This is a genomic window from Paenibacillus sp. NPDC058071, from assembly GCF_042885235.1.
In the GTDB taxonomy this organism is placed as follows: Bacteria; Bacillota; Bacilli; order Paenibacillales; family Paenibacillaceae; genus Pristimantibacillus.
Genome location: NZ_JBHVSK010000016.1, coordinates 33,183 through 59,942 on the forward strand (window position 1 = coordinate 33,183; position 26,760 = coordinate 59,942).

General features: G+C 50.6%; 20 protein-coding genes. 1 reads left to right on the forward strand and 19 read right to left on the reverse strand.

Translation table 11 applies throughout. The features are described 5' to 3' along the window. Positions 1-587: 587 nt before the first annotated feature. The 18 genes from ACFVTB_RS21720 to fliB all read right to left on the reverse strand — a co-directional run bounded on the left by ACFVTB_RS21720 (position 588) and on the right by fliB (position 21,675). Complete coding sequence (locus ACFVTB_RS21720; protein ID WP_387753901.1) at positions 588-836, reverse strand: hypothetical protein; 249 nt, start codon at positions 834-836, stop codon at positions 588-590. A 41-nt stretch (positions 837-877) separates the two neighbouring features. Then, positions 878-2,011: a hypothetical protein gene (locus ACFVTB_RS21725; protein ID WP_387753903.1), complete on the reverse strand. Its 1,134-nt coding sequence runs from the start codon at positions 2,009-2,011 to the stop codon at positions 878-880. Between the two features lie 106 nt (positions 2,012-2,117). Beyond that, positions 2,118-3,584 carry a sensor histidine kinase gene (locus ACFVTB_RS21730; protein WP_387753905.1) on the reverse strand — a complete coding sequence of 489 codons (1,467 nt, stop codon included), beginning with the start codon at positions 3,582-3,584 and terminating at the stop codon, positions 2,118-2,120. Next, a complete protein-coding gene (locus ACFVTB_RS21735) occupies positions 3,581-4,270 on the reverse strand; it encodes a response regulator transcription factor (protein ID WP_387754066.1) in 690 nt (229 codons plus the stop codon). The genes ACFVTB_RS21730 and ACFVTB_RS21735 overlap by 4 nt, the downstream gene beginning before the upstream one ends. Positions 4,271-4,500: 230 nt before the next feature. Continuing rightward, the gene (gene argH / locus ACFVTB_RS21740) at positions 4,501-5,916 is read right to left on the reverse strand and encodes an argininosuccinate lyase (protein ID WP_387753907.1); all 1,416 of its coding nucleotides are present in this window, start codon (positions 5,914-5,916) and stop codon (positions 4,501-4,503) included. Positions 5,917-6,015: 99 nt separating this feature from the next. Then, on the reverse strand, positions 6,016-7,251 hold the full coding sequence (locus tag ACFVTB_RS21745) for an argininosuccinate synthase (protein WP_387753909.1): 1,236 nt from the start codon (positions 7,249-7,251) through the stop codon (positions 6,016-6,018). Between the two features lie 70 nt (positions 7,252-7,321). After that, positions 7,322-8,278: an ornithine carbamoyltransferase gene (gene argF / locus ACFVTB_RS21750; protein ID WP_387753911.1), complete on the reverse strand. Its 957-nt coding sequence runs from the start codon at positions 8,276-8,278 to the stop codon at positions 7,322-7,324. Between the two features lie 252 nt (positions 8,279-8,530). Further along, positions 8,531-9,718 carry an acetylornithine transaminase gene (locus tag ACFVTB_RS21755; RefSeq protein WP_387753914.1) on the reverse strand — a complete coding sequence of 396 codons (1,188 nt, stop codon included), beginning with the start codon at positions 9,716-9,718 and terminating at the stop codon, positions 8,531-8,533. A gap of 110 nt (positions 9,719-9,828) precedes the next feature. Beyond that, on the reverse strand, positions 9,829-10,617 hold the full coding sequence (gene argB, locus ACFVTB_RS21760; protein WP_387753916.1) for an acetylglutamate kinase: 789 nt from the start codon (positions 10,615-10,617) through the stop codon (positions 9,829-9,831). Positions 10,618-10,708: 91 nt separating this feature from the next. Then, positions 10,709-11,953 carry a bifunctional ornithine acetyltransferase/N-acetylglutamate synthase gene (argJ, locus tag ACFVTB_RS21765; RefSeq protein ID WP_387753919.1) on the reverse strand — a complete coding sequence of 415 codons (1,245 nt, stop codon included), beginning with the start codon at positions 11,951-11,953 and terminating at the stop codon, positions 10,709-10,711. Between the two features lie 101 nt (positions 11,954-12,054). Beyond that, the gene (argC, locus tag ACFVTB_RS21770) at positions 12,055-13,104 is read right to left on the reverse strand and encodes an N-acetyl-gamma-glutamyl-phosphate reductase (RefSeq protein WP_387753921.1); all 1,050 of its coding nucleotides are present in this window, start codon (positions 13,102-13,104) and stop codon (positions 12,055-12,057) included. A gap of 155 nt (positions 13,105-13,259) precedes the next feature. Then, entirely contained in the window at positions 13,260-14,156 is an 897-nt protein-coding gene (locus tag ACFVTB_RS21775) for a YitT family protein (RefSeq protein WP_387753924.1), read from the reverse strand. A 1,029-nt stretch (positions 14,157-15,185) separates the two neighbouring features. After that, positions 15,186-16,293 (reverse strand): peptide chain release factor 2 gene (gene prfB, locus ACFVTB_RS21780; RefSeq protein WP_387753926.1). Its coding sequence is split into 2 segments (ribosomal slippage): positions 15,186-16,220 and positions 16,222-16,293, totalling 1,107 coding nucleotides; the frame shifts between segments, so codons are not numbered across the junction. A gap of 15 nt (positions 16,294-16,308) precedes the next feature. Beyond that, positions 16,309-16,485, reverse strand: coding sequence for a hypothetical protein (locus ACFVTB_RS21785; RefSeq protein WP_387753929.1), 177 nt, complete (start codon positions 16,483-16,485; stop codon positions 16,309-16,311). A gap of 66 nt (positions 16,486-16,551) precedes the next feature. Then, positions 16,552-19,062, reverse strand: a complete 2,511-nt coding sequence (secA, locus tag ACFVTB_RS21790) for a preprotein translocase subunit SecA (protein ID WP_387753932.1) — start codon at positions 19,060-19,062, stop codon at positions 16,552-16,554. A 208-nt stretch (positions 19,063-19,270) separates the two neighbouring features. Next, positions 19,271-19,816 carry a ribosome hibernation-promoting factor, HPF/YfiA family gene (gene hpf / locus ACFVTB_RS21795; protein ID WP_387753934.1) on the reverse strand — a complete coding sequence of 182 codons (546 nt, stop codon included), beginning with the start codon at positions 19,814-19,816 and terminating at the stop codon, positions 19,271-19,273. Between the two features lie 315 nt (positions 19,817-20,131). Beyond that, the gene (locus tag ACFVTB_RS21800) at positions 20,132-20,329 is read right to left on the reverse strand and encodes a cold-shock protein (RefSeq protein WP_042170033.1); all 198 of its coding nucleotides are present in this window, start codon (positions 20,327-20,329) and stop codon (positions 20,132-20,134) included. 125 nt (positions 20,330-20,454) lie between these two features. After that, a complete protein-coding gene (fliB, locus tag ACFVTB_RS21805; protein ID WP_387753938.1) occupies positions 20,455-21,675 on the reverse strand; it encodes a flagellin lysine-N-methylase in 1,221 nt (406 codons plus the stop codon). Positions 21,676-21,878: 203 nt separating this feature from the next. Here fliB and ACFVTB_RS21810 point away from each other — a divergent pair, with 203 nt between their 5' ends. After that, positions 21,879-23,774 (forward strand): glycosyltransferase, encoded by a 1,896-nt coding sequence (locus ACFVTB_RS21810; protein WP_387753940.1) that lies wholly within the window; start codon positions 21,879-21,881, stop codon positions 23,772-23,774. A 49-nt stretch (positions 23,775-23,823) separates the two neighbouring features. Here the strand turns inward: ACFVTB_RS21810 and ACFVTB_RS21815 are convergent, their stop codons facing one another. Next, on the reverse strand, positions 23,824-26,730 hold the full coding sequence (locus ACFVTB_RS21815) for an IPT/TIG domain-containing protein (RefSeq protein ID WP_387753943.1): 2,907 nt from the start codon (positions 26,728-26,730) through the stop codon (positions 23,824-23,826). Positions 26,731-26,760 lie beyond the last annotated feature (30 nt).

Consider the following 26,760-nt stretch of genomic DNA (forward strand, 5'->3'; position numbering starts at 1 on the left):
GTACGTCTTGTGTGGACGACTTGTGTGGACGACTTGTGTGGACGACTTGTGTGGACGACTTGTGTGGACGACTTGTGTGGACGACTTGTGTGGACGACTTGTGTGGACGACTTGCAAAGCAAGCCGAAGCGAAATCGCTTCGGCTTGCTTTGCTATAAGTGAACTTTGGTCTCTTGTCCTCTCGCCCGCTTTCGCAGGATGCCGCATATTTGGACGAAAACCTCGACCTCGATGCAAATATGTATGAAATTTCATACATATTCAGCTGAAAAACCGAAAAACGGCCCAATATATACGATTTTTCGTACATATTGGGCCGTTTTTCGTAAAAATCGCAAATTATATATGAAATTTCGTATATAATCGGCAGGCTGTTTACTTGTCTACGTGTTGGTGTGCTTGCATGCTTGCATGCTTGCATGCTTGCATGCTTGCGTGCCTTGTGCATGCTTGTGTGTGGGCGTATTTAGACATCTATACGCGTTTGCATATCGTGCTGTACCCGTGCATGTGCGCACAATGAGTTCTGCGATCTTCCTTTGACCAAGTGCTCCCCACTCTTCGAACACATCATAGTAAACTTACTTCTACACACCAATCGGAGCTAGCTCCGAGCGGAACAGCGTCAGGCATACGGAGGAGGCATGGCGGCGGACCAGTTGTTCTCTCTCCCGCTTCTCGCAGCTAGCGAAAAACCGCTCGTCCTCCCAGATACGAAGCAACGCTTCCTTTGCCGCCTGATGAGCGCCTGCCTCGCTGCCCAGCAGCGCGTAGCAGAATCGATAGCAAAGCACCTCGATTTCCCGCAAACGGCAAATGCGTTCCCCTTTCTCCATGTCCTCTCCTCCTCTTCACCTGATTATGCTCGTTCCTTTATTTATTTCAGTGTAATTACCGACGTTACAAACCGGTTTTCTTTAAAAGCAGACGTCAGCAGCTTCGTGCCGGAAGCGTCCCAGTTCAGCGTGTCCGACGCTTGCTCGACGAGCACCGACGTCGCTTCACCTGTCAAGGCGTCGGCGACAAAAATACCGTTGCCTCCATTCTCTTCGGACGTCAAGCTGTAAGCAAGCTTCGTGCCGTCCGGCGACCATCTCGTGCCAAAGATTTGTGTAGCCGAAGCGAGCTTGAGAAGCTCATTGCCTTTCAAATCGACGACGGACAGCGTTCGAACGGTTTCGGATTTGTGCTTCACCAACGCCAGCTGCTTCCCGTCCGGCGAAGGTACGACCCAGTCGACCCCAGTGCCGATTTTTTCAGGCTTCGCGCCCTCCTGCAGTGCCATGCTGTATAGGTCGCTTGATTCGCCTTTTACATAGTACAAGTTACCGCCCGCAACAACGGCCGAATGGACGTAACCGCCATGTTCGGCGATCGTTTTCATCGTTCCGTTCGTGTCGGCCACGACGATTTTGCCGAAAATCGTACTGAACAGCACATGGTCGTTATCAAGCCATTGACCAGAGTTGAGATCAACCGGCTCGTCACCGAGGGAAATGGACTTTTTCGTCTTCATATCGAGAATGCGTCCGAATCCGGTGCCCTCTTCCGTCATTTTATAAAACAGGTAGCTCCCGTCCGGCGATAGCTCGGAAAAGCCTTGGTTCTCGGACCCCGGCACAAGCGCCTCCTCCGTTTTCTTCTCCATATCGTAGACATAGATGTTGTTCGGCTGAACCTTCTCGCCCTCCCCTTGAATCGGTTCCACGGATAAGTTCGGATGGCTGACAATCAGCTTGCTACCTCCGAAAAAGTTCATCCCCCGAGCGTTGTCGATCGTCACAATGCCGCTCACTTCAATTTTGCTTACCTGCACCGGCTTATCGATAACCGTAATAACCTTCTCCGGCTTCTTAATCGTCTCGCGTCCGCCCTGGTCGGTTTGAGCGGGAGGCAGATCCGCCCCACGGTTCGCCGCACCGCTATTTGTCGCGCATCCTGTCGCCAACATCGCAAAGCAGCTAATCGCCGCCGCTCCCGCAATCATTTTCTTCTTCGTTAATTTCATCATCGTTGTTGCCCCTCTCATCGGTATGTCCTTATCTTATAGAACCGATGTTTCGCCATCGTCTCCGATTGTTTCAAAGCTGTATCCAGTCTGTAAAACAATTTGTATTTCATGAATCAACCTTCGGAAAAAAGATGCGAAATACCGTTCCATTGCCCGGTTCAGAATGCCATTCCAGCCTCCCCCCTTGGGCTTCCACCAGTTGCTTGACGATTGGAAGCCCAAGGCCTGTTCCGCCGGATTGACGGGAACGGTCCTTATTGACTGTGAAGAAGGGCTCGAAAATTTTATCGCCCGCTTCCTCCGGTATGCCGATACCCGTATCTTCCACGCTGACGACGGTATCTCCGCCTGTTTCATGAGAGAGCCGGATGACGATGCTTCCCCCAGGCACATTATATTTAATGGCATTATCGATGAGATTGACGAAAATGGAAATCAAGCTTTCGCGGTCGGCCCATACGACTGCCTGTTCCAGCTCGGTATCGAGACGCAATTCGAACTTCCCGGCCTTGCCTCTCATCCTACCGGCCAAATCAAGCAGCAGTTCGTCGAGCGCAACCGCTTCGGCCTGCTGCTCGAAATCGTATTTTTCCAGCACTGAAAGCCGCAGCACTTTATCGACCATCTCGTAGAGCCGCTCCGACTCTTTACCCATGCTGCCAATCGCCTCTTCGGTCAGTTGTGGATCGTCGCGATACATGGAAAGCAGATCGATATAGGCTCGAATCGCCGTTAGCGGCGTTTTGAATTCATGGCTGATGTTGCCGATAAATTGCTTCTGCTGGCGCTCTAGCGCTTGCAACTTCGTCACTGCCAGCTCCAGCTTGCGCTGCTCTTCTTTCATCCCGGCAATGTGGGCCTCGATAGAACCGCTCATATAAAAAATGTCGTTGCCGAGATCACCCAGCTCATCACGCCGGCGAACCGGAGGCTTCTTCAAGTAGGCGGCTTCCCGAATATCCTTGGACGCCTTCCGCAGCTTGCCGATCACGGCCGCAACCCGGTAAAAGTAACCGTATCCGATCAGAAACCCGCCGCCTAGCGCGAACATTCCCGCCGTCCTAAATAAATTGCGAATTTCTTTAATAAACAAATGGTCTCTAACCATCGAATAGTGGAGCTGCACCGCCCCTAGCAGCTTCTCTCCTTCATAGATCGGCGCAAAATACGTGACGGAATCGCCAGAGGTTTGATAGGCGACCTTCCCTTGCAACGCGTAGGCCAGCGTGTCTTTGTAATCGACTGATCCGGTCGTCTGGAGCGAGCTGCCTGTTTCCTTGCCGGTACTGTCATACAAGGCTGTCGGCATGCCGCTCAGCATCGCCAAATACAACGCCATGCGCCGGCCGCTTTGGCCCATAAAACCTTCAGCAGACAACCGCTCATCGCCGGTCATATAATTTTGCCGGACATACTGGGCGGCCACCTGGCTTTGCTTCTCCAGCTGCTCCTCCATTCGCTGCTGCTGGTTTTGCTCGATGCCGCGCAGAACGAGTTCGCTCAGCACAGCTACGGTCAAGATAAGCAGCACGGCCAGAACAAGGCCCATTTTCCACTTCAGGCTTAGTCTCATGCCTGTCCTCCAGAAGCCTTATAGCCGATGCCGTAGACCGTCTGGAAAAGCTGCTGACCCGTATCGCCGAGCTTTTTGCGCAGACGTTGAATATGAATATCGACGGTTCGCGTGCCGCCCGCGTACTCCATTCCCCATACTAGCTCGAGCAGTTCCTCTCGCGTATATACGCGCTCAGGATGGCCGAGCATCAGCGCCGCCAAATCAAATTCCTTCGGGGTCAATTCGATCGCTTCCCCGTTCGCATGGATTGTGCGCTGCTTGACGCCGATTCGTACCCATGCCAGCTCGATGACCTCTGCCGAACGATCCGCCGAAGCGTTCTCCACCCGGCGCATGAGCGCTTTGACGCGAGCGGTCAGCTCGCGAAGATCGAACGGTTTTGTCATAAAATCGTCCGCTCCAAGCTCCAAGCCCAATACTTTATCGACAATATCGTTTTTAACGGTCAGCAAAATGATGCCAACCCCTTTGCGATTCTCCAGCCGTCTGCATACATCGTAGCCGTTCAATTTCGGCATCATGACGTCCAGCACGATAACGTGAGGCTGGAACGCGGCCGCTTTGGCGAGCGCTTCCTCTCCGTCTCCGGCCGTTTCTACCGTATATCCTTCTCTGCGAAATGCATACGCGATCGCATTTACAATGCTCGCTTCGTCATCCACCACTAACACCCGGCGTTCCAATTCGACCACCACACTTTCTTGTTGCTACCTTAATGGTCATAACCATCTGGATAAAAGTTTAAACCAAGGATGTTCGCTTTCCGTATCCAACTTGTTTCCAACTTGTAAAAATTGCGATACATGTTTTAATACGAAAAAACCGCCTCCCAGGCATCATCGGTTCCATGATCCTGAGAGACGGTCTACTATTCAAATCATTGTAATTGCTGCTATTCGGGTGAGTACTGCTCTTATTGGCTGCGTTCCGTATATTCGGTGATCCAAGCTTCTGCTTCCGCAAGCGACTGCTCGGCGCGTCCGATAGCTGCTTGCACCTGCGTTTTCGCCGTGCCGCCGTATACGTTGCGGGCATCGACAACCTGCTCTGGTTGAAGCACCGCGTAGATCCGGTCGTCGAACAGCTGCGAGAACTGCTTGAATTCTTCCAGCGTCAGATCGAGCAAATATTTGTTGTTTTCGATGCAATAAAGAACCGTTTTGCCAATAACCTCATGCGCTTGACGGAATGGCAGTCCTTTGCCAACGAGGAAGTCGGCGATATCGGTCGCGTTCGAAAAATCTTGATTGACCGCTTGGCGCATCCGGTCCTTGTTGACCTTCATCGTCGCGATCATCGGCGCAAACAGCTGCAACGCGCCCTGCATCGTTTTCACCGTATCGAACATGCCTTCTTTGTCTTCCTGCATATCTTTGTTGTACGCAAGCGGCAGCGACTTCAGCACGGTCAGCAAGCCAACGAGATTGCCGTAAACGCGACCGGTTTTGCCGCGAACAAGCTCGGGCACGTCCGGGTTCTTCTTCTGCGGCATAATGCTGCTGCCTGTGCAGAAGGCATCGTCCAGCTCAACGAAACGGAACTCCGTGCTCGACCATAAAATAAGCTCTTCGCTAAGACGCGACAAGTGCATCATAATGATCGACGCATGGGACAGAAACTCGAGAATGAAGTCACGGTCGCTGACAGCATCGAGGCTGTTCTCGTACACGCGGTCGAATTTGAGCTGGCTCGCCACGAAATGGCGATCAATCGGGAACGTTGTGCCCGCCAGCGCGCCAGCGCCGAGAGGCAGCATGTTGATCCGCTTGTAGCTGTCTTGGAGACGCTCCAAGTCGCGGCCGAACATCGACACGTATGCCATCAAATGATGGGCGAACAGAATCGGCTGCGCCCGCTGCAAATGCGTATAGCCCGGTACGATTGTATCGAGATTCGCTTTCGCCTGCTCGATGAGCGCCGATTGCAGCTTATGCAGCAGATCGACGAACTCGACAACCCGTTTGCGCAGGTAAAGATGCATGTCGGTCGCTACCTGGTCGTTGCGGCTGCGGCCCGTATGCAGTTTGCCGCCGACCGGACCGATGTCTTCGATCAGCGTTTTCTCGATATTCATATGGATGTCTTCGTCGGAGATCGAGAACTCGATATCGCCGCGTTTAATTTTTTGCAATACGCGGTGAAGGCCGTCCTTAATCGTCTCCACGTCTTCGGCCGGCAAAATGCCCTGCTTACCCAGCATCGTTACATGCGCCAGGCTGCCTTGGATATCTTCTTCGGCAAGCTCTTTGTCAAACTGAATCGAAGCTGTATATTCTTCTACCAATTGATCGGTTTTTTTCGTAAACCGTCCGCCCCACAATTTGCTCACTGGTTCGTACACTCCCTTACGGATATGAATGTCTTCGTGCGGACAGGCCGCCGAGCCGCGGCATGCGCGTCCGGTCGGCCTGCGCCAACATCCGACTATTTATTTTTTGCTTTGCTCGACGCCCGAGGACACTTTCAAGCGAAGCGCGTTGAGGCGAATGAAGCCCGTTGCGTCGCCTTGATCGTAAGCTTGCGAAGGATCTGCTTCCATCGTTGCGATGTCCGGGTTGTACAGGCTGACCGGCGACTTCACGCCTGCGCCGATTACGTTGCCTTTGTACAGCTTCAGGCGAACGACGCCCGATACATTTTTTTGCGACTCCGTAACGAGCGTTTGCAGCGCAATGCGCTCAGGCGCAAACCAGAAGCCATTGTAAACCAGTTGGGCATATTTCGAGATCAGCGAATCGCGCAAGCTCATGACTTCGCGGTCCATCGTGATCGATTCCATTTTGCGATGCGCCGTGAACAGGATTGTACCGCCTGGCGTTTCGTACACGCCGCGGCTCTTCATGCCGACGAAGCGGTTCTCAACCATATCAACGCGTCCGATACCGTGCTTGCCGCCCAGTTCATTCAGCTTCTCCATAACGGCCAGCGGGTTCAGCTGCTCGCCGTTGATCGCTGTACAGTTGCCAGCTTCGAACGTAAGCTCAACGTATTCCGCTTGATCCGGCGCACGCTCTGGCGATACGCTCAGCACGTACATTTCTTCATTTTCCTCGGAGCTCGGATCGAACCAAGGATCTTCCAGCACGCCGCTCTCGAAGCTGATATGCAGCAGGTTGCGGTCAGTGGAGTAAGGCTTCGCAGCGGATGCCGTTACCGGAATGCCATGCTTCTCGGCGTAAGCGATCATTTCCGCGCGGCCTGGGAATTCGTTGCGGAATGTTTCATCGCGCCATGGCGCGATAACTTTAATGTCCGGAGCGAGCGCTGCAGCGTTCAGCTCGAAACGCACTTGGTCGTTGCCTTTGCCAGTCGCGCCGTGCGCGATGGCAGTTGCGCCTTCAGCGCGTGCAATCTCAACCATCCGCTTCGCAATCAGCGGACGCGCAATCGACGTGCCCAGCAAATATTGGCCTTCATAAAGAGCGCCCGATTGGAACATCGGGAAAATAAAGTCTTGTGCGAACTCTTCGCGCAGGTCGTCAATGTATACTTTCGACGCGCCCGTCGCCAGCGCTTTCGCCTCCAAGCCGTCCAGTTCATCTTTTTGGCCAATATCAGCCGTGAATGCGATAATCTCCGCATCATAAGTTTCTTTCAGCCATTTCAAGATAACGGACGTATCCAGTCCGCCAGAGTAAGCTAGTACGATTTTTTCTTTTGCCATAATTGTTCTTGCACCCTTTCACGCAAAATTATAAATGATCGGCTATTGCCGTTTAAGACATACTCTATTGTTACATGATTGCGGCCATTATGGCCTTTTGCGCATGCAGACGGTTTTCCGCTTGATCGTAAATGATCGAATGCTTGCCGTCGATGACGCCTTCGGTTACTTCTTCGCCGCGGTGAGCCGGCAGGCAGTGCATGAAGAGATAGTCGTCCTTCGCGTACTTCGCCAGCGCCTCGTTGATTTGATAGTTCGCGAACGCAAGCTCGCGCTCTTTCTGTTCCTCTTCTTGCCCCATGCTCGCCCATACGTCGGAGTAGACGATATCGGCGTCGGCAATAGCTTCCTTCGGATCGCGGCAAATGTGGATCGTTGCGCCAGTCTCGGCGGCATGCTCCTTCGATTGCTGCACCATATCGGCACTCGGCTCGTAGCCTTCCGGAGTCGCAACGGAGATGTTGACGCCCAGCTTAGCCGCGCCCATCATCAGTGAATGGACCACGTTGTTGCCGTCACCGATGTAAGCGACCTTCAGACCTTCCAATGTGCCTTTATGCTCCAAAATCGTTTGGTAGTCGGCAAGCGCCTGGCACGGATGAGACAAGTCGGTCAAACCGTTAATGACAGGCACTCTCGAGCCGCGAGCCAGCTCCACCACTGTACGGTGAGCAAACGTGCGGATCATAATGCCGTCCAAATAACGGGACAGCACTTGCGCCGTATCCAGAATCGGTTCGCCCCGGCCGATCTGCAAATCGTTGCTGCTCAGAAACAGTCCTTGTCCGCCCAGCTGATAAATGCCGGTCTCGAACGATACGCGCGTGCGCGTGGACGATTTCTCGAAAATCATCCCGAGCGTTTTGCCTTTCAAAATATCGTGAGTCTCGCCCGCTTTCAGCTTCCGCTTCAGCTCGATCGCCAATTCGATCAAATACCGAATTTCTTCCGGCGTATAATCCACCAGCATGAGAAAGTCGCGCCCTTTCAGACTGGCCGCCAGCTCTTCCTTTACTACTTCTTGCATCGGTCATTCCTCCTTCGGCTACAACGCCTTATGCTCGCCTGAGCAAAGAAGCCGTTATGCCTTCTTCTCTAGATGGGAAAAGCTCCGAATCGGAGCGCCGTTAACGTTGGGATACAATAATACGCCTCTTCCGAATAGATAACGTATCCGTTTGAATCGTGATGCCGCCCGCCTATTCCGACCAGCTTCTCGCTTGCTTACTGGGAACAAGCGGGCGGCGATTATAATCGCAACTTATCGTTATTGAATCGATTACGCTTGTGCGAGCAGCTCTGCCAAAATAGCGACCGCCGTATCCATTTCTTCATTCGTCACAAGCAGATTGGGCAGCAGCCGAACGACGTTCGGCCCAGCCGTAATGACAAGCAAACCGCGCTCTTGAGCCGCTGTCACGATGTCTGCAACCGGTCCGGCGCAGACGATGCCAACGAGCAGGCCCAGACCGCGCACGCCTTGTACAAACGGCAGATCGGCGAGCTTGCTGCGCAACTCGGCTGTCAGGTATTCGCCTGCTGCCGCCGCGCGTTCCGAAAGCTTCTCTTCGACGATCTGTTCCAGCGTCGCCTTCACTGCCGCCGTCGCAATTGGCGTGCCGCCAAACGTCGAGCCGTGGCTGCCCGGCCCGAACGCCTCGCGAAGCTTTTCCTTCGCGACCGTCGCGCCTACCGGGAAGCCGCTGCCCAATCCTTTCGCCAGCGTGAAGATATCGGGCTCGACACCGTAGTGTTCGTGAGCGAACAGCTTGCCAGTGCGTCCAATCCCCGTCTGAATTTCGTCAATGATCAGCAAAATGCCTTGCGCTTCGCACAACGCCTTGAGATCTTTCACAAACTGCGGATCGGCCGCAATAATGCCGCCCTCAGCCTGCACCAATTCGAGCATGATCGCCGCCGTTTTATCAGAGATTGCCGCTTCCACCGCACGAATATCGTTGAACGGAATGTACTTGAAGCCTTCCGGCAGCGGCGCAAAGCCTTCCTTCACTTTCTCTTGGCCGGTAGCCGTCAAGGTTGCCAGCGTTCTTCCATGGAAGCTTTGCTCGAACGTAATGATTTCGTAACGGCCGTTATTTGCTATTTTTTGTTGATAGCGACGGGCCAGCTTGATCGCCGCTTCGTTCGCCTCAGCGCCGGAGTTACAAAAGAACACTGCATCCCCGCTGCTGTTTTCCGTTATCAGTTGGGCCGCCTCTTCCTGGTTCGGAATGCGGAACAGGTTCGACGTATGCCAAAGCTCGTCAAGCTGCTTGATCAGCGCTTCCTTCACCTTTTGCGGAGCATGGCCCAGATTCGTAACGGCAATGCCGCTCATAAAATCGAGATAACGCTTGCCTTGATCGTCCCATAGGTAGCTGCCTTCCCCTTTGACCAGTGCGATCGGGTATCTTCCGTATGTAGGAAGCAGGGATTGCCCGGCTGTTGCCGTTTTCGTATCGCTCATTCGTATTACCGCCTTTCACCGTTCGCTTCAAAATTCACCATTCCGTCTGACGCTTGCCGCCGCCACCGCCGTCTAGCAGCTTAGCTGCCGCCAAGCAACTCCTTCGGCAACTAGCCTCGCACGATTGTTGTGCCGACTCCGCCTTCGCGTACCGCTTTCGTCAATACGCCAGGCTGTTCGCCGCTCACGATCACAACTTCACGAACTTGGCCTTGAATGCATTGCACCGCTGCGCGCACTTTCGGGATCATGCCGCCGTAAATTTCGCCGCTTGCGATCATTTCTTCGATTTGTTGCACCGTTACGGAAGGCAGCACCTGCTTCTCGCCGTTAACGGTCTTCATAATGCCGGGAACGTCGGTGACTACGATCATCTGCTCGACGCCGAGACGGGACGCTACAGCGCCAGCCGCCGTATCGGCATTAATGTTGTATCGCTGAGCGCCCGCTCCAATGCCGACCGGCGCGATAACCGGAATGTATCCGAGCTCCATGACGCCTTCGATCAGCTCGGCATTTACCTCGGTAACGTCGCCAACCAAGCCGACCTCATGCGCGTTGGCGACCGGCTGCACCTGGATCAACTGGCCGTCGACGCCGGAGAGACCAAGCGCCTGCGCGCCGTTGGACTGGATTTTGCGCACGATTTCTTTATTGATGCGGCCGGCAAGAACCATTTCGACAACGTCCAAAACCGCTTCGTCGGTTTTGCGCAAGCCGTTGACGAATTCGCTTTCGATGCCAAGCTTGTTCAAAGTCTCGGAAATAGCCGGACCGCCACCGTGCACGATTACCGGACGGATACCCGCCTGCTGCAGCTCGCGCAGCTCGTCAAAAAACGAGTTAGGCAGCGCCGCCAGCGTACTGCCGCCGCATTTCATTACAAAACGTTGTGCCATCTGACTTCGTTCCCCTTTATTGCCGCGGATGCCTCATGTGGAAGCGAGCACAGACGCCGCTTTCCGCTTCCGCGTTGCTGGCTCTTCGGCTTTAGGTCCGGTAAGCCGCATTAATGCGTACATAATCATAGGTTAGATCGCAGCCCCATGCCGTAGCAGAACCGCCGCCGTCCATATGCAGATCGACGTGAATGACAACCGTGTCACCCTTCAAGTATTCGAGCGCCGCTTCTTCGTCAAAAGCGACCGGACGGGATTGCTCAAGCGTCAAAATGTCGCCGATGCTGACGTCAACCGTCTCCGGATTCAGCGGCTCGCCCGCGCGGCCCGCCGCCGCAATAATACGGCCCCAGTTGGCGTCGGCGCCGAAAACGGCCGATTTCACGAGCGAAGAGCCGATAATCGTTTTCGCGATTGCTCTCGCCGAATCGTCGCTAGCTGCCCCGCGAACCTGCACTTCAACCAGCTTCGTCGCGCCTTCGCCGTCGCGTGCAATCGCTTTGGCCAGCACCTCGCACACATAGCGAAGCGCTGCCGCGAAATCTGCGTAACCGGCATGCGCAGACGTCAATTCTTCATTGCCCGCAAGTCCGCTCGCCATCGCAACCAGCATATCGTTCGTGCTCGTATCGCCGTCGACGGTAATCATATTAAATGTATAGTTGGTCACTTCACGGAGCAATTGCTGCAGCGCTTCGCTGCCGATATTGGCGTCCGTCGTGACGAATCCAAGCATCGTTGCCATATTCGGATGAATCATGCCCGAGCCTTTGGAGGCGCCGGCGACATGGACGGTACGGCCGTCGATCTCAACCGACACGCATACCATTTTTTGTACCAAGTCGGTCGTCAAAATCGCTTGGCAGAAATCGTCCGCGCCTGCGCGGTCCGAAGCCAGCTTCTCCGGCAAAGCGTCGATGCCCGTGCGAACGCGATCCATTTTCAGCAATTCGCCAATGACGCCTGTCGAAGCGACGGCTACTTCATCAGCAGCCGCGCCAATCTGCTCAGCGAAACGATCGCGCATTTCATACGCGTCCGCTTCCCCCTGTTTGCCAGTCACTGCGTTCGCGTTGCCGCTGTTCACAATAACGGCGCGCAAGCGGCCATCCGAGCCGATGCTCTCGCGCGTTACTTTAAGCGGAGCCGCCTGAAACAAGTTCGTCGTGTAGACGCCTGCCGCCGCAGCGGGCACTTCGCAGACGATAGCGCCAAGATCGTGGCGAGTCGATTTTTTCAAACCGCAATGCAGGCCGCCAGCTGTAAAACCTTTGGGCGTCGTAATCGATCCTTCAGTCAGTATCGAGAACGGCGTCGCCTTCTGCTCCAATCCCATGATTCAATCGTTTCTCCTTCACCTATGTCGAATAAGTTGCATGATGGCGGGTGTCATTCCCCTTGCTTTAAACGGTCACCCTTACTTTTCTTATGCCTCTATTACGGATAAACCGGCACGAACTGCAAGCCGAGCGTCTCATCCCAGCCCATCATCAGGTTCAAGTTCTGTATCGCTTGTCCTGCCGCGCCCTTCACCAGATTGTCGATAACCGAAATAATGGTAACTCGGCCCGTGCGGCTGTCGACGGAGAAGCCGATATCGCAATAATTCGAGCCCCATACCTCTTTCGTCATCGGCCAGTTTCCTTCAGGACGAACGCGCACGAATGAACGGCCCTCATAGTAGCTGCGGTACAGATCAACGAAGTCAGCCGCACTGCGGCTACCGTTGACAGTGGCGTAGGTCGTCGCCATAATACCGCGCGTCATCGGCACGAGATGCGTCGTGAACGTCGTCACTACGTCATGGCCTGCGACATCGCTCAACACCATTTCAATTTCCGGGATATGCTGATGCTTGTTAATTTTATAAGCTTTAAAATTCTCGTTTAATTCGGAGTAGTGCGTACCGAGACTCGCTCCCCGGCCTGCTCCAGAAACGCCCGATTTGGCGTCGATAATGATCGACTTCGTATCGATAAAGCCTTCCTTCACAGCAGGCACAAGCCCAAGCACCGCTGCGGTCACGAAGCAACCGGGATTGGAAATGAACGACGCCCCGGGAACCTTGTCACCGTATACTTCAGCCATGCCGTATACCGCTTGCTCCAAATAACGTTTGTCCGCCGCTTCCTTCTTATACCATTGCTCGTAAACGGCCGTGTCCTGCAGACGGAAGTCGCCCGACAGGTCTATGACCTTCAGTCCCGCTTCCAGAAGCTGAGGAGCAAGCTTCGAAGCTATGCCTGCCGGAGTTGCCGTAAACACAACGTCCGCTTTCTGCGCCAGCAGCTGTGGATCGACTTCGTCCAGCAGCTCCGTCCGGATATTCGTCAGATGCGGAAAACCGTCCGTAATCGGCGTTCCGGCCGTAGTGGACGACGTTACCGCCGTTATTTCCACATGCGGATGGGAAGCCAGCAATCTTATCAACTCAACGCCGCCGTAACCGGTAGAACCGATAATCGCGACTCTTAATTTATCGCCCATCTTCCTTCTCTCCTGTCCCTATGAGATCATCTAACTTTATATTGTACATGATTCGCCTGTTCATGGAAATATCGCCTTGTTCCGTATTATTATACAGCCGCATTCATAATAATACAATGGAAAATTGGCCTTCTCCGCATGCAGTTTGAAGCCTGTCATTCCGCCTTAAAACCTTGTCCCACGACCTCCGCTGTATCGCTAATAATAACGAATGCGTCCGGATCGACTGTGCGCACAAGCCGTTTCAGCTTGGCCACCTCCATCTGATCGACGACGACCATCATGACAACCCGACTCTCGCCGGTATATCCGCCGTGAGCGTCCAGCTTAGTGAGGCCGCGGTCGAGATCATGTAAAATAGCTTCTCCAAGCTGTTCCGGTTCGTCGCTTATAATGAAGGCGACTTTCGATACGGCCAACCCGCTCTGAACGATATCGATCGTCTTGCTTGTGACGAAAAGCGCGATCAACGCATATAGAGCCGCCTCTGGCGAAACGATGACACCTGCAAGAATGATAACCAGCCCATCGAAGCAGGCAACCGCAAGACCAAGCGGCATGCCGGTATAGCGATGCAAAATTTGCGCCGCAAGGGACAGACCTCCAGTAGAGCCCTGTCCCCGGAACACGATGCCGAGACCCAATCCGACGCCGATGCCTCCGTAAATGGCGGCAAGCAGCGGATTATGGGTAGGCGTCGGCCAACTAGCTGACAGCAGCACGAATGTAGGCAATAGCACGGAGCCTAGTATCGTTTTCAGCGCGAACTTACGGCCCAGCATAAACAAGCCGGCGAAGAACAGCGGGATGTTAAGCGCCCACTGCGTATATCCCGGCGAAATGCCGGCCAACTGCTGTACCAGAATCGATAGTCCGGACACGCCTCCCGAGGCGATTCCGTTCGGCACCATGAACAGATTGAAGCTTAGCGCGACGACAAACGTCCCGACAGTAACCTGCGTCACGCTCCAAGCTGTTTGCGCACGCTTGCCCAGCGCCGTGCGCTTCTTTCGTTTTCGTTTGTCTTTGATGTCAGCTTGGCTCGCTGGCATTTGGTACGCCTCCTTATTGATTGGCCCGTCGGGCGCTTTTTCTCCTGGATGTGGCGGATACGTGCCTTTATGGCACGATGGCCACAAATAATGGTTGTTTGGGCCGTTATTGGTGCCCGGGCGGGCGATCATCCCGGCTGCGACGGCCAATTTGGCCGTTATTATTTCTCCTGAAAGTGGCGGGCACGCCGCTTTTATGGCACGTTGGCCACCAATAATGGCCGTTTGGGCCGTTATTGGTGCCCGGGCGGGCGCTCGTCTCAGATGTAACGCTAGTTTGGCCGTTATTTCTTCTGCAAGCGGTGGGTACGTGCCTTTTGCGCACGGCGGCCTTAGCACAATAACGTCCCTTTTGGCCGTTATTGTGCCTAGGTAAGAACTCGTCTCGGTTGTAATGGCCAAAATGGCCATTATCGTCTAGATCCGTCCTGCTGTAGGCCACACTCCCCGCCCAATAACTGCAAAATTGCAGTTATTTTCTGGATCCAAGCTTGAAAGTAGAACAATAACTGCTTTTTTGCAGTTATTTCTCGCACTGTCCCGGCATTTGCATGCTTTCTCCATTCAATAACTGCCATATTGCAGTTATTTCCCGGTACCAGCCTGAAAATGGAACAATAACTGCTTTTTTGCAGTTATTTCTCCAACCTACAACTAATATGTCGCTCCGTGCGGAACGAACATCGCGATAACGGCCAGTTGGCCGTTATTGTGCCCAGGTCGGCGATCATCCCTGTTTTAAACGGCCAGTTGGCCGTTATTGTGCCTAGGTGGGCGATCATCCCTGTTTTAAACGGCCAGTTGGCCGCTATTGTGCCCAGGTGGGCGATCTTCTCTGCTTTAAACAAACCAGTTGGCCGTTATTATGCCCGAGCGCACACCTTGCCCCTGCTGCGGCGAAACTGGCCGCTACAGTCCCCTCACGCATCAGCAGCACCCTTCATGCGCTCAAAAAAAGAAGAGTTCCGCCCTAACCGTTGCCGGAACTCTTCCCCGTTGTCTTTATGCTATTTTCTTCGAATCACTATGCTATTCTTTGCGGATTTGATTGCGCAGATAACCGTCGATGAATCCGTCCAGGTCTCCGTCCATTACGGAGCCGACGTTGCCCGTCTCCACCTGCGTCCGGTGATCTTTCACCATGCTGTACGGATGGAACACATAGGAGCGGATCTGGCTGCCCCACGCAATTTCGGACTGCTCGCCGCGAATTTCAGCCAGTTCCTTCTGCTGCTCCTCGATCTTGCGCTCGTATAGCTTCGAGCGGAGCATGTTCATTGCGCGCTCCCGGTTCTGAATCTGCGAACGTTCCTGCTGGCAGGCTACAACAATGCCTGAGGGAATATGCGTAATCCGAATCGCCGACTCCGTCTTGTTGACGTGCTGGCCGCCCGCGCCGCTCGCCCGGTACGTATCGACCTTCAAGTCCTCGCTGCGAATCTCGATCTCGATATCCTCCGTAATCTCCGGTACCACATCGCACGATACGAAAGACGTATGGCGTCTGCCCGAGGAATCGAACGGCGAAATACGGACGAGCCGGTGAACGCCTTTTTCCGCTTTTAAGTAGCCGTATGCGTTATAGCCCTTGATCGAGATCGTGACGCTCTTAATCCCTGCTTCATCGCCATCCTGATAATCGAGCACTTCGACTTTGAAGCCCTTCTTCTCGGCCCAGCGGGTATACATCCGATACAGCATTTGGCCCCAGTCCTGCGACTCGGTTCCGCCTGCGCCCGGATGAAGCTCCAGTATCGCGTTCAGTTTATCGTATGGCTGGTTAAGCAGCAGCTGCAGCTCGAAGCTGTTGACCTTCTCGACAAGCGCTTGCGTGCCTGCCGCAATGTCGGCCTCCAGCGACTCGTCGTTCTCTTCCTCAGCCAGCTCCAGCATCGTTTGCAGATCGTCCTGTTCGCCGTTCAGCTTCTCATACTGGTCGACGACCGACTTTACTGCGTTCAGCTCGGCAATCAGTTTTTGAGCCCGATCGTTGTCATCCCAAAAATCGGGAACGGTCATTTTCTCCTCAAAGTTAGCGATCATCTCTTGTTTGAGATCTAAGTCAAAGAGACCCCCTGAGTTCTTGGAGTCGCTTCGCCATTTCACGCAGGTCTTGCTTTACCGTTATGTCTATCATAGCGTTTGCTTCACCTCAATCTAAGTATTCAGCGGAGACGGACGAAACGCCCTTCTCCACCGCATAAACGCGCCGTTCCAGCGAGGTGCGGCTTTCCCCTTTTCTAAAAAAGGAGCCTTCCGTTCCGCCCGCATAGACCGACGCGTCCGCTTTTGTATTACCGTATGCGTTCGGCCCGTCCGCCGTTCGCACTGTGACGGTCCGATTTCGCTATCGGGTTAAACTCTCTCTTGCTTGCCTGCCTGCTTAGTGACTTGTTTACTTGTCGCTGCCATGGCATTGCTTATATTTCTTGCCGCTGCCGCAAGGGCAAGGATCGTTGCGTCCGACGCGGTCTTCGCGTTTCACCGGACGCTTCTCTTGCTTCTCGCTCGGCGTATTGGTCGTTGTTTGGCCTTTCGCGACTTCTTGACGCTCCAGGTTGCTTTCAACTCGCGCTTTCATAATATACTTCGCGACTTCTTCCTGAATGCTCGCGATCATTTCCTTGAACATCTCGAAGCCTTCGAATTGATACTCGCGAAGCGGATCGGTGCCGCCGTAAGCGCGGAGATGGATACCTTGGCGCAATTGATCCATGGCGTCGATATGATCCATCCACTTGCTGTCTACGGCACGCAGCACGACAACCTTCTCGAACTCGCGCATCGTCTCGGCGCCAAGCTCGCCCTCGCGCTGATCGTACAAGGAGACGACTTGATTGTAAATCATGTCGATAATTTCCTCTTTCTCCTTGCCCCATAGCTGATCCTTCTTATACGTGTCTTCCGGCAACAGAGTCGCATGCACGTAATCGATGATCGCTTGCAGATCCCATTCTTCAGGAATATCTTCGGTCGTATGGGCTTCAACAATATGATCGACAACCGGCTTGATCATTTCCATTACAATTTCCCGGATGTTATCCGAAGCCAGCACGTCGCGGCGCTGTTTGTAAATCACTTCACGCTGCTGGTTCATCACATCGTCGTACTGGAGGACGACCTTCCGCGTATCGAAGTTGCTGCCCTCGACGCGTTTCTGTGCGGATTCCACTGCGCGCGTAATCATTTTGCTCTCGATTGGCTGGTCCTCTTCAAGACCAAGTCGCTCCATCATACCCATGATGTTCTCCGAACCGAAACGACGCATCAGTTCATCCTGCAGCGACAGGTAGAATTGCGAAGAGCCTGGATCGCCTTGACGTCCGGCACGGCCGCGCAACTGGTTGTCGATACGGCGGCTTTCATGCCGTTCCGTACCAATAATGTGCAGACCGCCCGATTCAGGCACGCCGTCCCCGAGCAAAATGTCGGTACCGCGGCCGGCCATGTTCGTCGCGATCGTTACCGATCCGGATTGACCTGCGCGAGAAATGATTTCCGCTTCCTCCGCGTGGAACTTCGCGTTCAGCACTTTATGGCCGACGCCGCGGCGCTTCAGCATTTCCGACAGCTTCTCAGAGTTCTCGATGGAAATCGTACCGACCAGCACCGGCTGGTTCTTGCTGTGGCGTTCTACGATTTCCTCGACGACCGCCTTGAACTTGCCGAGCTCATTCTTGTATACGACGTCCGGCAAATCTTTCCGAATCATCGAGCGGTTCGTTGGCACTTGGATAACTTCCAGGCCATAAATCCGTTTAAACTCTTCTTCCTCCGTTTTCGCCGTACCGGTCATACCGGCCAGCTTGCGATACATCCGGAAGTAGTTCTGGAACGTAATCGTCGCCAGCGTCATGCTCTCGTTCTGAACCTTCAGCTGTTCTTTCGCTTCGATTGCCTGATGCAAGCCGTCGCTGTAACGGCGACCCGACATAAGACGGCCCGTAAACTCGTCGACGATGACGACTTCTTCTTCCTGCACGACGTAATCGACGTCCCGTTTCATAATGACATGAGCCTTCAACGCTTGTTGAATGTGATGGTTGAGGAGCACGTTGGCATGATCGAATAAGTTCTCGATATGGAATGCTTTTTCCGCTTTCTCGACGCCGCTTTCCGTCATAATGACGTTCTTCAGCTTCACGTCGATCGTATAATCTTCTTCCTCTTTCAGCCTGTTGACGAATCGATCAGCTGCAAAATACAGTTCCGTCGACTTGGCGGCTTGTCCGGAAATAATAAGCGGGGTACGGGCTTCATCGACGAGAATGGAGTCCACTTCGTCAATGATCGCAAAATAAAGCGGACGCTGTACCATCTGCTCTTTATAAAGCACCATATTGTCACGCAAATAGTCAAAGCCGAACTCGTTGTTCGTTCCGTAAGTAATATCGCTAGCATAGGCTTGCTGCTTCTCCTCGTGAGAGAGACCGTGCATGTTGCAGCCGACAGTCAAGCCAAGGAAATTGTAGAGCTGTCCCATGATTTGGCTGTCGCGGGAAGCGAGGTAATCATTGACCGTGATAACATGGACGCCTTTGCCAAGCAAAGCGTTCAAGTATACCGGCAGCGTAGCGACGAGCGTTTTACCTTCGCCTGTACGCATTTCGGCAATCTTGCCTTCATGCAGTACCATGCCGCCCATCAATTGCACATCGAAGTGGCGCATGCCAAGGGTGCGTTTCGACGCTTCGCGGACAACCGCAAATGCTTCGGGCAAAATATCGTCAAGTGTGTCGCCTTTTTCAAGACGAGCTTTAAATTCATCGGTTTTCCCGCGGAGCGCTTCATCCGACAGAGCCGATACGGTGGATTCCAATCCGTTAATTTCTTCTACCGTCCGCGTGAGACGCTTGACCTCGCGCTCGTTCGCGTCGCCGAAAATCTTTTTCACTAATCCGAGCATGGTCTTCCCCTTTCGTATAACGCCTGTTTGCCTTAAATTGTAACAGTTTGAAGAGGCCTCCGCAACGCGTCGGGCTCATTTCCAACAATAGGGCCTCTTCCCAACAAGAAAAGAGCCCTATCCCGCCTGGGAATGGGCTCCTCTCGAAATCTATGTTCCTTACGTTGACTTCATTAATATAGGAAGATTCACATCGCGGCGAGGCCGATTACCCTTGCTCAATCAAGCCGTATTTGCCATCGTTGCGCTTATAGACCACGTTCACTTCCTTGTTGTCGATATTGGAGAAGACGAAGAAATTATGGCCAATCATGTTCATTTGGAGAATGGCTTCTTCGATGTCCATCGGCTTCAGCGTGAAACGCTTCGTCCTTACCAGTTCCAGATCATCCTCTTCGTCCAGTACGCGGACTGCCGTTGCGCCTTCGTCCTCGAACAGCGATCTGACGCCTGCGCCTTGGCGGAATTTACGATTCAGTCTCGTTTTGTGTTTGCGGATTTGACGCTCCAGTTTGTCCACTACGACGTCTATGGAAGCGTACATATCGTCGCTCTTATCCTCTGCTCTCAGCATGACCCCGACAAGCGGTATGGTTACTTCTACGACATGCTGACCTTTGGTGACCGACAAGGTTACAGTTGCTTCGGAGGTAGGTGCTTCAAAATACTTTTCCAAGCGGCTTAGCTTCTTCTCGGCATAATCTCTTAGTGCGTCTGTCACTTGAAAGCGTTGACCTCTAACGATGTATTTCATGGGGCATTCCTCCTTTACATGGTCTTATTATAACATATGCGGAGGCGTATATCAAAATTGATTTTAGTTAATTTCGAATATTCTGATAATTATTTGTCGAAATTATGAAGTCCCGAACGATACATCTGCTAGACGTTCGGAAGCCGTCAGAAGTAGGGCTGGAGGGACCGCATGCAGCCTGGTTTATTGTGGATATGTTGCCTGTCGGCAATACTCTCCTGTTTAGGGCTTACACGCAAAAAAAGGACTCCAGTTGCCTGGAGCCCTTCATAGATAGTTATCACCATCTATAGGTTGGCTAAATTAGCCCGATGATTACAGTTTAATAACGTTTGCAGCTTGTGGACCACGAGCGCCTTCAACGATGTCGAATTCAACCGATTGGCCTTCTTCGAGTGTTTTGAAGCCTTCGGATTGGATAGCGGAGAAATGAACGAATACGTCGCCGCCTTGTTCAGTCTCGATAAATCCGTAACCTTTTTCTGCGTTAAACCATTTAACTTTACCTTGCATTCAGAACAGTCCCTTCATCTTCAAATACTGTGAGGCGTCTTATAGGTATGGCCCACATTTCGAATATACCACCATTGTCACTGGATTGTCAATATTTCCTTGTAAGCGAATTCATTTGGGTAATTTTAGCTTTTGAGCAGGATAACCATTAGGGCTAATGAGTTGAGCCCGGTTTGTTCAAGATTGTCAACTAGTAGGTCGAGAAACCTACCATAATGCTCTGTATTCCTAGAAAACGATTGTATGAGAGTAACACACATTTCCGGAGTTAACTCCTCTCTAGCGAGCCCCACCCCGATAATTTGAAATTTCATTAAAGACAATATAGAGACTAACTGAACATATTGCTTAAATAGCGATGTTTTACTTTCGTACAAAAATATTCTTTCAAAAACATAGTTAACCGCGTAGTTTTCGAAAATATATTCATGTTCTTGAGCGAACGGTTCAAAAATAGTACGCAGACCTTCGATGTAACGCTCCAAAACGATATTGGTGTTATTGGACTCTAGCTTCAAACTTTCTACCGTTTCATTAATAAATTGGGCATAGCGCTGTTGAAAAAAGCCTAGATCATTGCGAATTTGCAGCATTTCGACAAGCAGTTTCACCGATACGTGAGGATTTTCAGCAATCGTCGAAAGGAATTGGTCTATCTTCTTTTGTTCGATCTGCTGTTTAAATTGTCCGATTACGCTTGGAATAAGTTCGAATGTCTTGTTCTGATAAATGGATTCCAGCTTATCGCAAAACATTCCTAAAATAATGAGCCGATCATAAAAACGATAACTCCGGTTTTGCAAAAGCGAAATAACGAAAATTCTTAAATCCCAAAAATACTTTTCTAACGTATTGTTACTTGTATTTATTTTATTATTATAAAGCTTATAGATAGCAGGTTGTTCGACAACGTCGAACTCCATCGGCTGTTTGTTCAATAAAGCCAGCCTTGCCGTCTCCGGGCAAGACAGTTTGCTTCCCATCTCGATCATATCGTCTACATAATTAATCGTACGCGGATAAACCGAGCAAGTCTGGCAAAGCGCTTTCTCACCCAATGTGACTTGAATGCTGCATAAACGTTCTTCTGTTAGAAATGAACAGTAGCCTTCTTCATCCAACTTTAGCACCGCATATCTATGATCGTTCGAATCCTTTTTAATTCGCTTCAGATCTGTTTTAAATTTTTCCTTTAACTCACCGTCGCTTACTTTCTGGTATTGTTTATAAGCCGGTTTATCTACAAATACAGCCCAGCCGGCACAGCAAGTATCCTCGCATTTACTGCCTGTACAACTAAAATGGTTCATATATTGAGGAATCATCGTTTTTACGTTACCAGACATGGTTGTTCTTCTTCTCCCCTCATTACAGCTGAAACCTGCTACTTTAAGTTATTCTTGTACTTATTATCGTCATTCGAGAGAGCAATTGTTAGAATCACTTCAATCGATAGTGTAATTGCTCTTAATTGAATCCGCCCAAAGACCGATAAATGGAATATGTTCTGCGCCAAAGAACACTTCATATGAAATGACGGTGATCCGCTTTGAAGAAACTGCTTTCTTTATGCATGATAGTCAAAAATGAAGAAAAATTATTATCGCGTTGCCTTGATAGTGTGCAAGGGTTAGTCGATGAAATTATTATCGTAGATACCGGTTCGACTGATCGAACAAAAGAAATCGCTAGCTCTTATACCCAACACGTTCACGATTGGGCATGGACAAACGACTTTTCCGCAGCCCGAAACGAATCGTTGCGTTACGCAAGCGGCGAATGGATTCTTATCTTAGACGCGGATGAATATGTACAACAGGAAAAACATGCCGAGCTTAGAGAACAACTAGCTCTAAATCAGGATGTTGAGCTTCAGGGCTACATTCTAACGATTATGAACTTTACAGGTGGCGGACATGACGAGACCATGCGCATGGAATCGACCGGCGCCCGTATTTTTAGAAATCATTCTGCTTTGTCTTATGTCCAGCCTATTCACGAGCAGCTTACGGCGCTTGATAATCAAGAAATTAATTTTAGCCCTTTGCCTTTTACCATTTACCATTCCGGTTATACAAAAGAGGTTGTTCAGGAAAAGAATAAATCCCAGCGAAATCTAACTATACTGGAGCGCATGAAGCCAAACCCTAATAATGAAGCTTATTACTTCTTCACCTTAGGCAATGAGTACTCCAATGCTTCGAGAGAGGAGGAAGCACTTCATGCTTATCGTTATTCACTAACTAAAAGCACTGAGACCGATAGCTGGTTTTTTCATTTGCTTGACCGGCTTATATCGTTAGAGTTGCAACAACAAGAATTCTCTTCTGCTAACAAACATATTGAATTGGGGCTCAGGCTAAGACCAAATAATGTCGATTATCATTGCTTACAGGGGATTTTAATGGATGCGCTAGGCCATTGGCGAGGCGCGGAAGAATCGTTTAAACAATGCATTCGAATCGCCGGCTCCTCTAGCTCAAAAGCACCATATTGGATTATACAGCCTACTTACGGCACTTCAGCGCCATTACGCATGCTAGCTGAAATTTCTAGAAAAAAGGGAGATATTCCTGCAGCCATTTCGTATTGGATTCAAACCTTGCATGTACAACCTAAAAATTACGCCGTTCTCCAGCAACTGCTGGAGCACTTGGTACCGCATGAAACGCCAGAAAAGATTATCGAACTTTTGCGCGTCATCTATCCGCAAAAAGAATCTATAACTACTTTGCTTTTATTTAAAATGTTTCTTTTGAGCGGTTGTAAGCCTTTGGCTATTCCATATAAGCAAGAAATAGATGGATTGAATGTCACCCTTAACGAAGAAGATACTCTTTTATGGCATCTCCTTAATCATGACAAGATAGAGGTTTCCTTATTAGGACAACAGTCGGACGAATCCGTTACTTTGGCAGCTGCGATACTATATGACGGGCCAGTATCAGAGCTGTCGGTCAAACTGTCGACGGCCTGCCTTCAGTTGGCAGGACAAGCAAAACTTGTACTGCTCGACCAACAGTGGGAGATAAGCGTCATTAGAGGACATGAAGCATTACTTGCCAAAACCTTATTTTTCTTGCTCAAATATGGTTATGATGAAATCTATTTAAAACTGCTTCAGCAAATGGCAAATGAAACTGTCTTAAATCAACTTGCGCTTCTTTTAGAACAATCCGGACGCTCTGATCAAGCATTAGAATTATTTTCAGTACTGCTTGATAATGGATTGCTAGAAGGCGAAGGACTACATATTGTTGCGCAATGGCACTTTAATATGAACGAAAGAAGCGATGGAACCCGTTTTCTGGAGGCTGCGCTCCAAAAGACTCCTGCAGTAGATATGCTTGGGAAAATATTGAATTTTTCGAACAATGATTCTCGTCTGCAGTTGCTTCAGATCTACTACAACCATTTTCCTCAAATACAAAAAATCAAATTGTAATAAAAGAAGCGCTCGACCTTAAACTAAAGGCCGAGCGCTTCTTTTATTATTAGGTGTAGGTGTATCCGATGGTGTTGCTTTCTAAACCGTCAGGATTTACCACTTTCACATTAACAGGACCTACTGTGCCGGCAGGTACAGTAAATTTCACACGGGTTGCGCTGACGAAGGTAACGTTCGTCGCTTTTACAGATCCGAAGTAAACGTCCGGTTTATTTCGGAAGTTCTTTCCGTCAATGTAAATAATGTCTCCGCCCTTAGCAAGACCGCTTGTTTGAGAAATGAAGGTAACTTCTGGGGCCGGAAATACCGGACCATTGTTGTAATTGAATGTTGTGCTAACCGATTGTCCATTGCTCAACGTAATGACGAGCGGGAAGTCACCGGCGATTGGGCTTGCCGGAACTGTCACTTTCAAACGCGTAGTGCTGACGAATGTTACCGCAGCGTTCACGCCGTTAATCGTAACTTTAGCCGTACTATCAAAATATTTACCGTCAATCAGTATAATTTCTCCGCCCACTTTATCGGCCGTATTCGGCGACAAGGAAAGAATTTGTGGCGTAGTAATAGTGTATTCATATCCTTGCTGAGCAGTAACTGTACCTCCGTCTAAATTCGTTACTGTCACGTCAACTTTACCAGGAGCCGAAACTGCTGGTACCGTTACTTTCAGACGTGTAGAGCTAACAATCGAGCTTGGAACATCGGTATTGTTAAACTTAACGACTACCCCGCTCTTATAACCAGTACCGTCAATCAATATAATGTCTCCGCCTGTGGTCAAACCATTATTCGGAGAAATAGATGTAATTGTAGGCGGTACGATAACAGGCGCAACATATTCATAGCCTTGGGCACGAACAGCCTCTTTATCTCCATTCGCCACTTTAACATCGACTTTACCTAAAGCATCGCCAGCAGGAATCGTCACTCTAATTCTTCCGCTGTTCACGAATGATACATTTACTTCTTTAGAGCCTATGAAAGCTTTGGTTACATTATTAATGAAGTTCGTTCCATCAATCAGCACAATATCTCCGCCTGCAAGCAGACCGCTATTTGGCGATACAACTGTAATTGTCGGGGCAGGATATACAATTGCTGTATACGTATATCCATTAGCAAAAGTAAAGGCGCTTCCCTCAAGATCAATAACAGCTACATCCACCGGGCCAGGAGCCGATGCCGACGGGATTGTAACTTTCAAGCGAGTGGCGCTAACAAATGTTGTCGTTGCTACTTTACCGCCAACCGTAACTTTCATGCCGTTTTTGAAATTTTTACCATCAACCAGTATAATGTCTCCACCGGTTACAACGCCCGAATTCGGTGAAATCGTTAAAATCTCTGGATCTGTTTTCGGAGGAGCGATATATGTGAAGCCTTCAGTAACAGTTGCGCTCGTTCCATCTGGATTCGTAAATACAACGTCTGCCGGACCTGCCTTCAAACCTTGCGGTGACAATACTTTAATGTAAGTGGGATTATAGTAATCGCTTACGGTAGCTGCCACACCGTCAATCGTCACGCTGACGCCTCTCATCAAGTAATTACCTTGCACGGCAATTACAGTACCGCCAGCGAGCGGACCGCTGTTAGGCGACAACGATGTTATGATAGGATCAGTCTTGTACTGATACTGTCCAGCTGCAGTTTGTCCATCCGGATTTCTAACTTCAACAGCTACGGTTCCTTGGCTGCCTTTTGGCACAGTTACCGTAAGTTTATGCTCGTCTACAAATGTAACATTAGTAGCGTTATTCAGTCCGAATTTAACTGTCGCACCGGATACGAAATAATTACCATTAAGCGTAACCGTTTCCCCGCCATTCGGGTGGCCGAAGGCTTCTACGACAGAAGTTACTTCAGGAGCTGGCAGCTTTACGTTAACATTTACGTTCGGTATCGCCTTTTCACGATTTGCTCCAGCATAATCCTTATACTGAATTTGAGATGCTATTGTGGAAACAGGGAAGCTTCCGGCAGTTGTTTTACTTACAGGACGAATCTTATAAGTAAAAGTCAACGTTTTATTTTTCAACTCGTTAAACGTCCATGTCAATTTATTACCGTCTACTGTCGGTTTTGGAATGTTATTATCGTAGGAACCGGGAACAATTTCAAATGCCGGGCCTACAATATCCGTTACTTTAACGTCATATGCGCTCGCCAAACCGATCTCTTTTACGATAGCTGCATAAATTTCACTCAAACCGGTAGAACCAAGCACAAAGTGATGGTGACTGGCTGTTGTAGCCATGTCCTTCATCAAAATATTTGGACCGCTTGTGTCCGGATTATCGGTTTGTTTCAGTAGTGCAATCGTATAAAAAATAATACCTGCATCTTTGGCTTCTTGTGCTTTTTGTTTCGCAAATCCATAGGGGTCATTTGCTGGTTGCGTAGCGTCGCCATCCGTCATAATAACGATAACCGGTTGGGCTTCCGGGCGATGATCCGCAAGTAGGTTCGCAGCCACCGTAATGGCATCGCCAGTCGCAGTCGAACCATTCGCAGTAATCCCGTTTATATAATTCTTAGCCGTATCTTTTTCTGTTGTAAACGGCAGCGTCCCAATCGTGTTAGAAGAAGAGAAATCGACAACGGCCACACGATGCTTTGTCAGATCCATCAAATCGACGAACCCTTTTGCAGCTTCCTTCGCATTGGTCATTTTGTCCTCGCCATTATTGTAGCCAGGCAGCATACTTCCTGATTTGTCGATAACAAGAACTACATCATTAGGCTGAACGACATTGACAGGCGGGGTGCCTGTAATGTTCAAAATCACTTCTGTTTCGTCCAGCGTAGTAATCGTCGACTTGCTAACCGTTTTTGTTACGCCTACATAATCATTTGGCGCTGCTTGCGCTGCAGGTGGTGTCAAAAAACCGCCTAGTGCGATGCACACTGCAAGTACGAGCAAAAAGCTTTGTTTCAAACGTTTCATCATCTTTGTTCCCTCCCATTATAATAAAAAAAA

Coding starts and splice junctions, on each gene's coding strand:
- ACFVTB_RS21775 (WP_387753924.1), bottom strand. CDS start 14,156: ATGCCAGCGAGCCAAGCTGACATCAAAGACAAACGAAAACGAAAGAAG.
- argC (WP_387753921.1), bottom strand. CDS start 13,104: ATGGGCGATAAATTAAGAGTCGCGATTATCGGTTCTACCGGTTACGGC.
- ACFVTB_RS21815 (WP_387753943.1), bottom strand. CDS start 26,730: ATGATGAAACGTTTGAAACAAAGCTTTTTGCTCGTACTTGCAGTGTGC.
- ACFVTB_RS21755 (WP_387753914.1), bottom strand. CDS start 9,718: ATGAGCGATACGAAAACGGCAACAGCCGGGCAATCCCTGCTTCCTACA.
- ACFVTB_RS21720 (WP_387753901.1), bottom strand. CDS start 836: ATGGAGAAAGGGGAACGCATTTGCCGTTTGCGGGAAATCGAGGTGCTT.
- secA (WP_387753932.1), bottom strand. CDS start 19,062: ATGCTCGGATTAGTGAAAAAGATTTTCGGCGACGCGAACGAGCGCGAG.
- ACFVTB_RS21725 (WP_387753903.1), bottom strand. CDS start 2,011: ATGATGAAATTAACGAAGAAGAAAATGATTGCGGGAGCGGCGGCGATT.
- ACFVTB_RS21800 (WP_042170033.1), bottom strand. CDS start 20,329: ATGCAAGGTAAAGTTAAATGGTTTAACGCAGAAAAAGGTTACGGATTT.
- hpf (WP_387753934.1), bottom strand. CDS start 19,816: ATGAAATACATCGTTAGAGGTCAACGCTTTCAAGTGACAGACGCACTA.
- argJ (WP_387753919.1), bottom strand. CDS start 11,953: ATGGGATTGGAGCAGAAGGCGACGCCGTTCTCGATACTGACTGAAGGA.
- argB (WP_387753916.1), bottom strand. CDS start 10,617: ATGGCACAACGTTTTGTAATGAAATGCGGCGGCAGTACGCTGGCGGCG.
- ACFVTB_RS21745 (WP_387753909.1), bottom strand. CDS start 7,251: ATGGCAAAAGAAAAAATCGTACTAGCTTACTCTGGCGGACTGGATACG.
- fliB (WP_387753938.1), bottom strand. CDS start 21,675: ATGTCTGGTAACGTAAAAACGATGATTCCTCAATATATGAACCATTTT.
- ACFVTB_RS21730 (WP_387753905.1), bottom strand. CDS start 3,584: ATGAGACTAAGCCTGAAGTGGAAAATGGGCCTTGTTCTGGCCGTGCTG.
- argF (WP_387753911.1), bottom strand. CDS start 8,278: ATGCAAGAAGTAGTAAAGGAAGAGCTGGCGGCCAGTCTGAAAGGGCGC.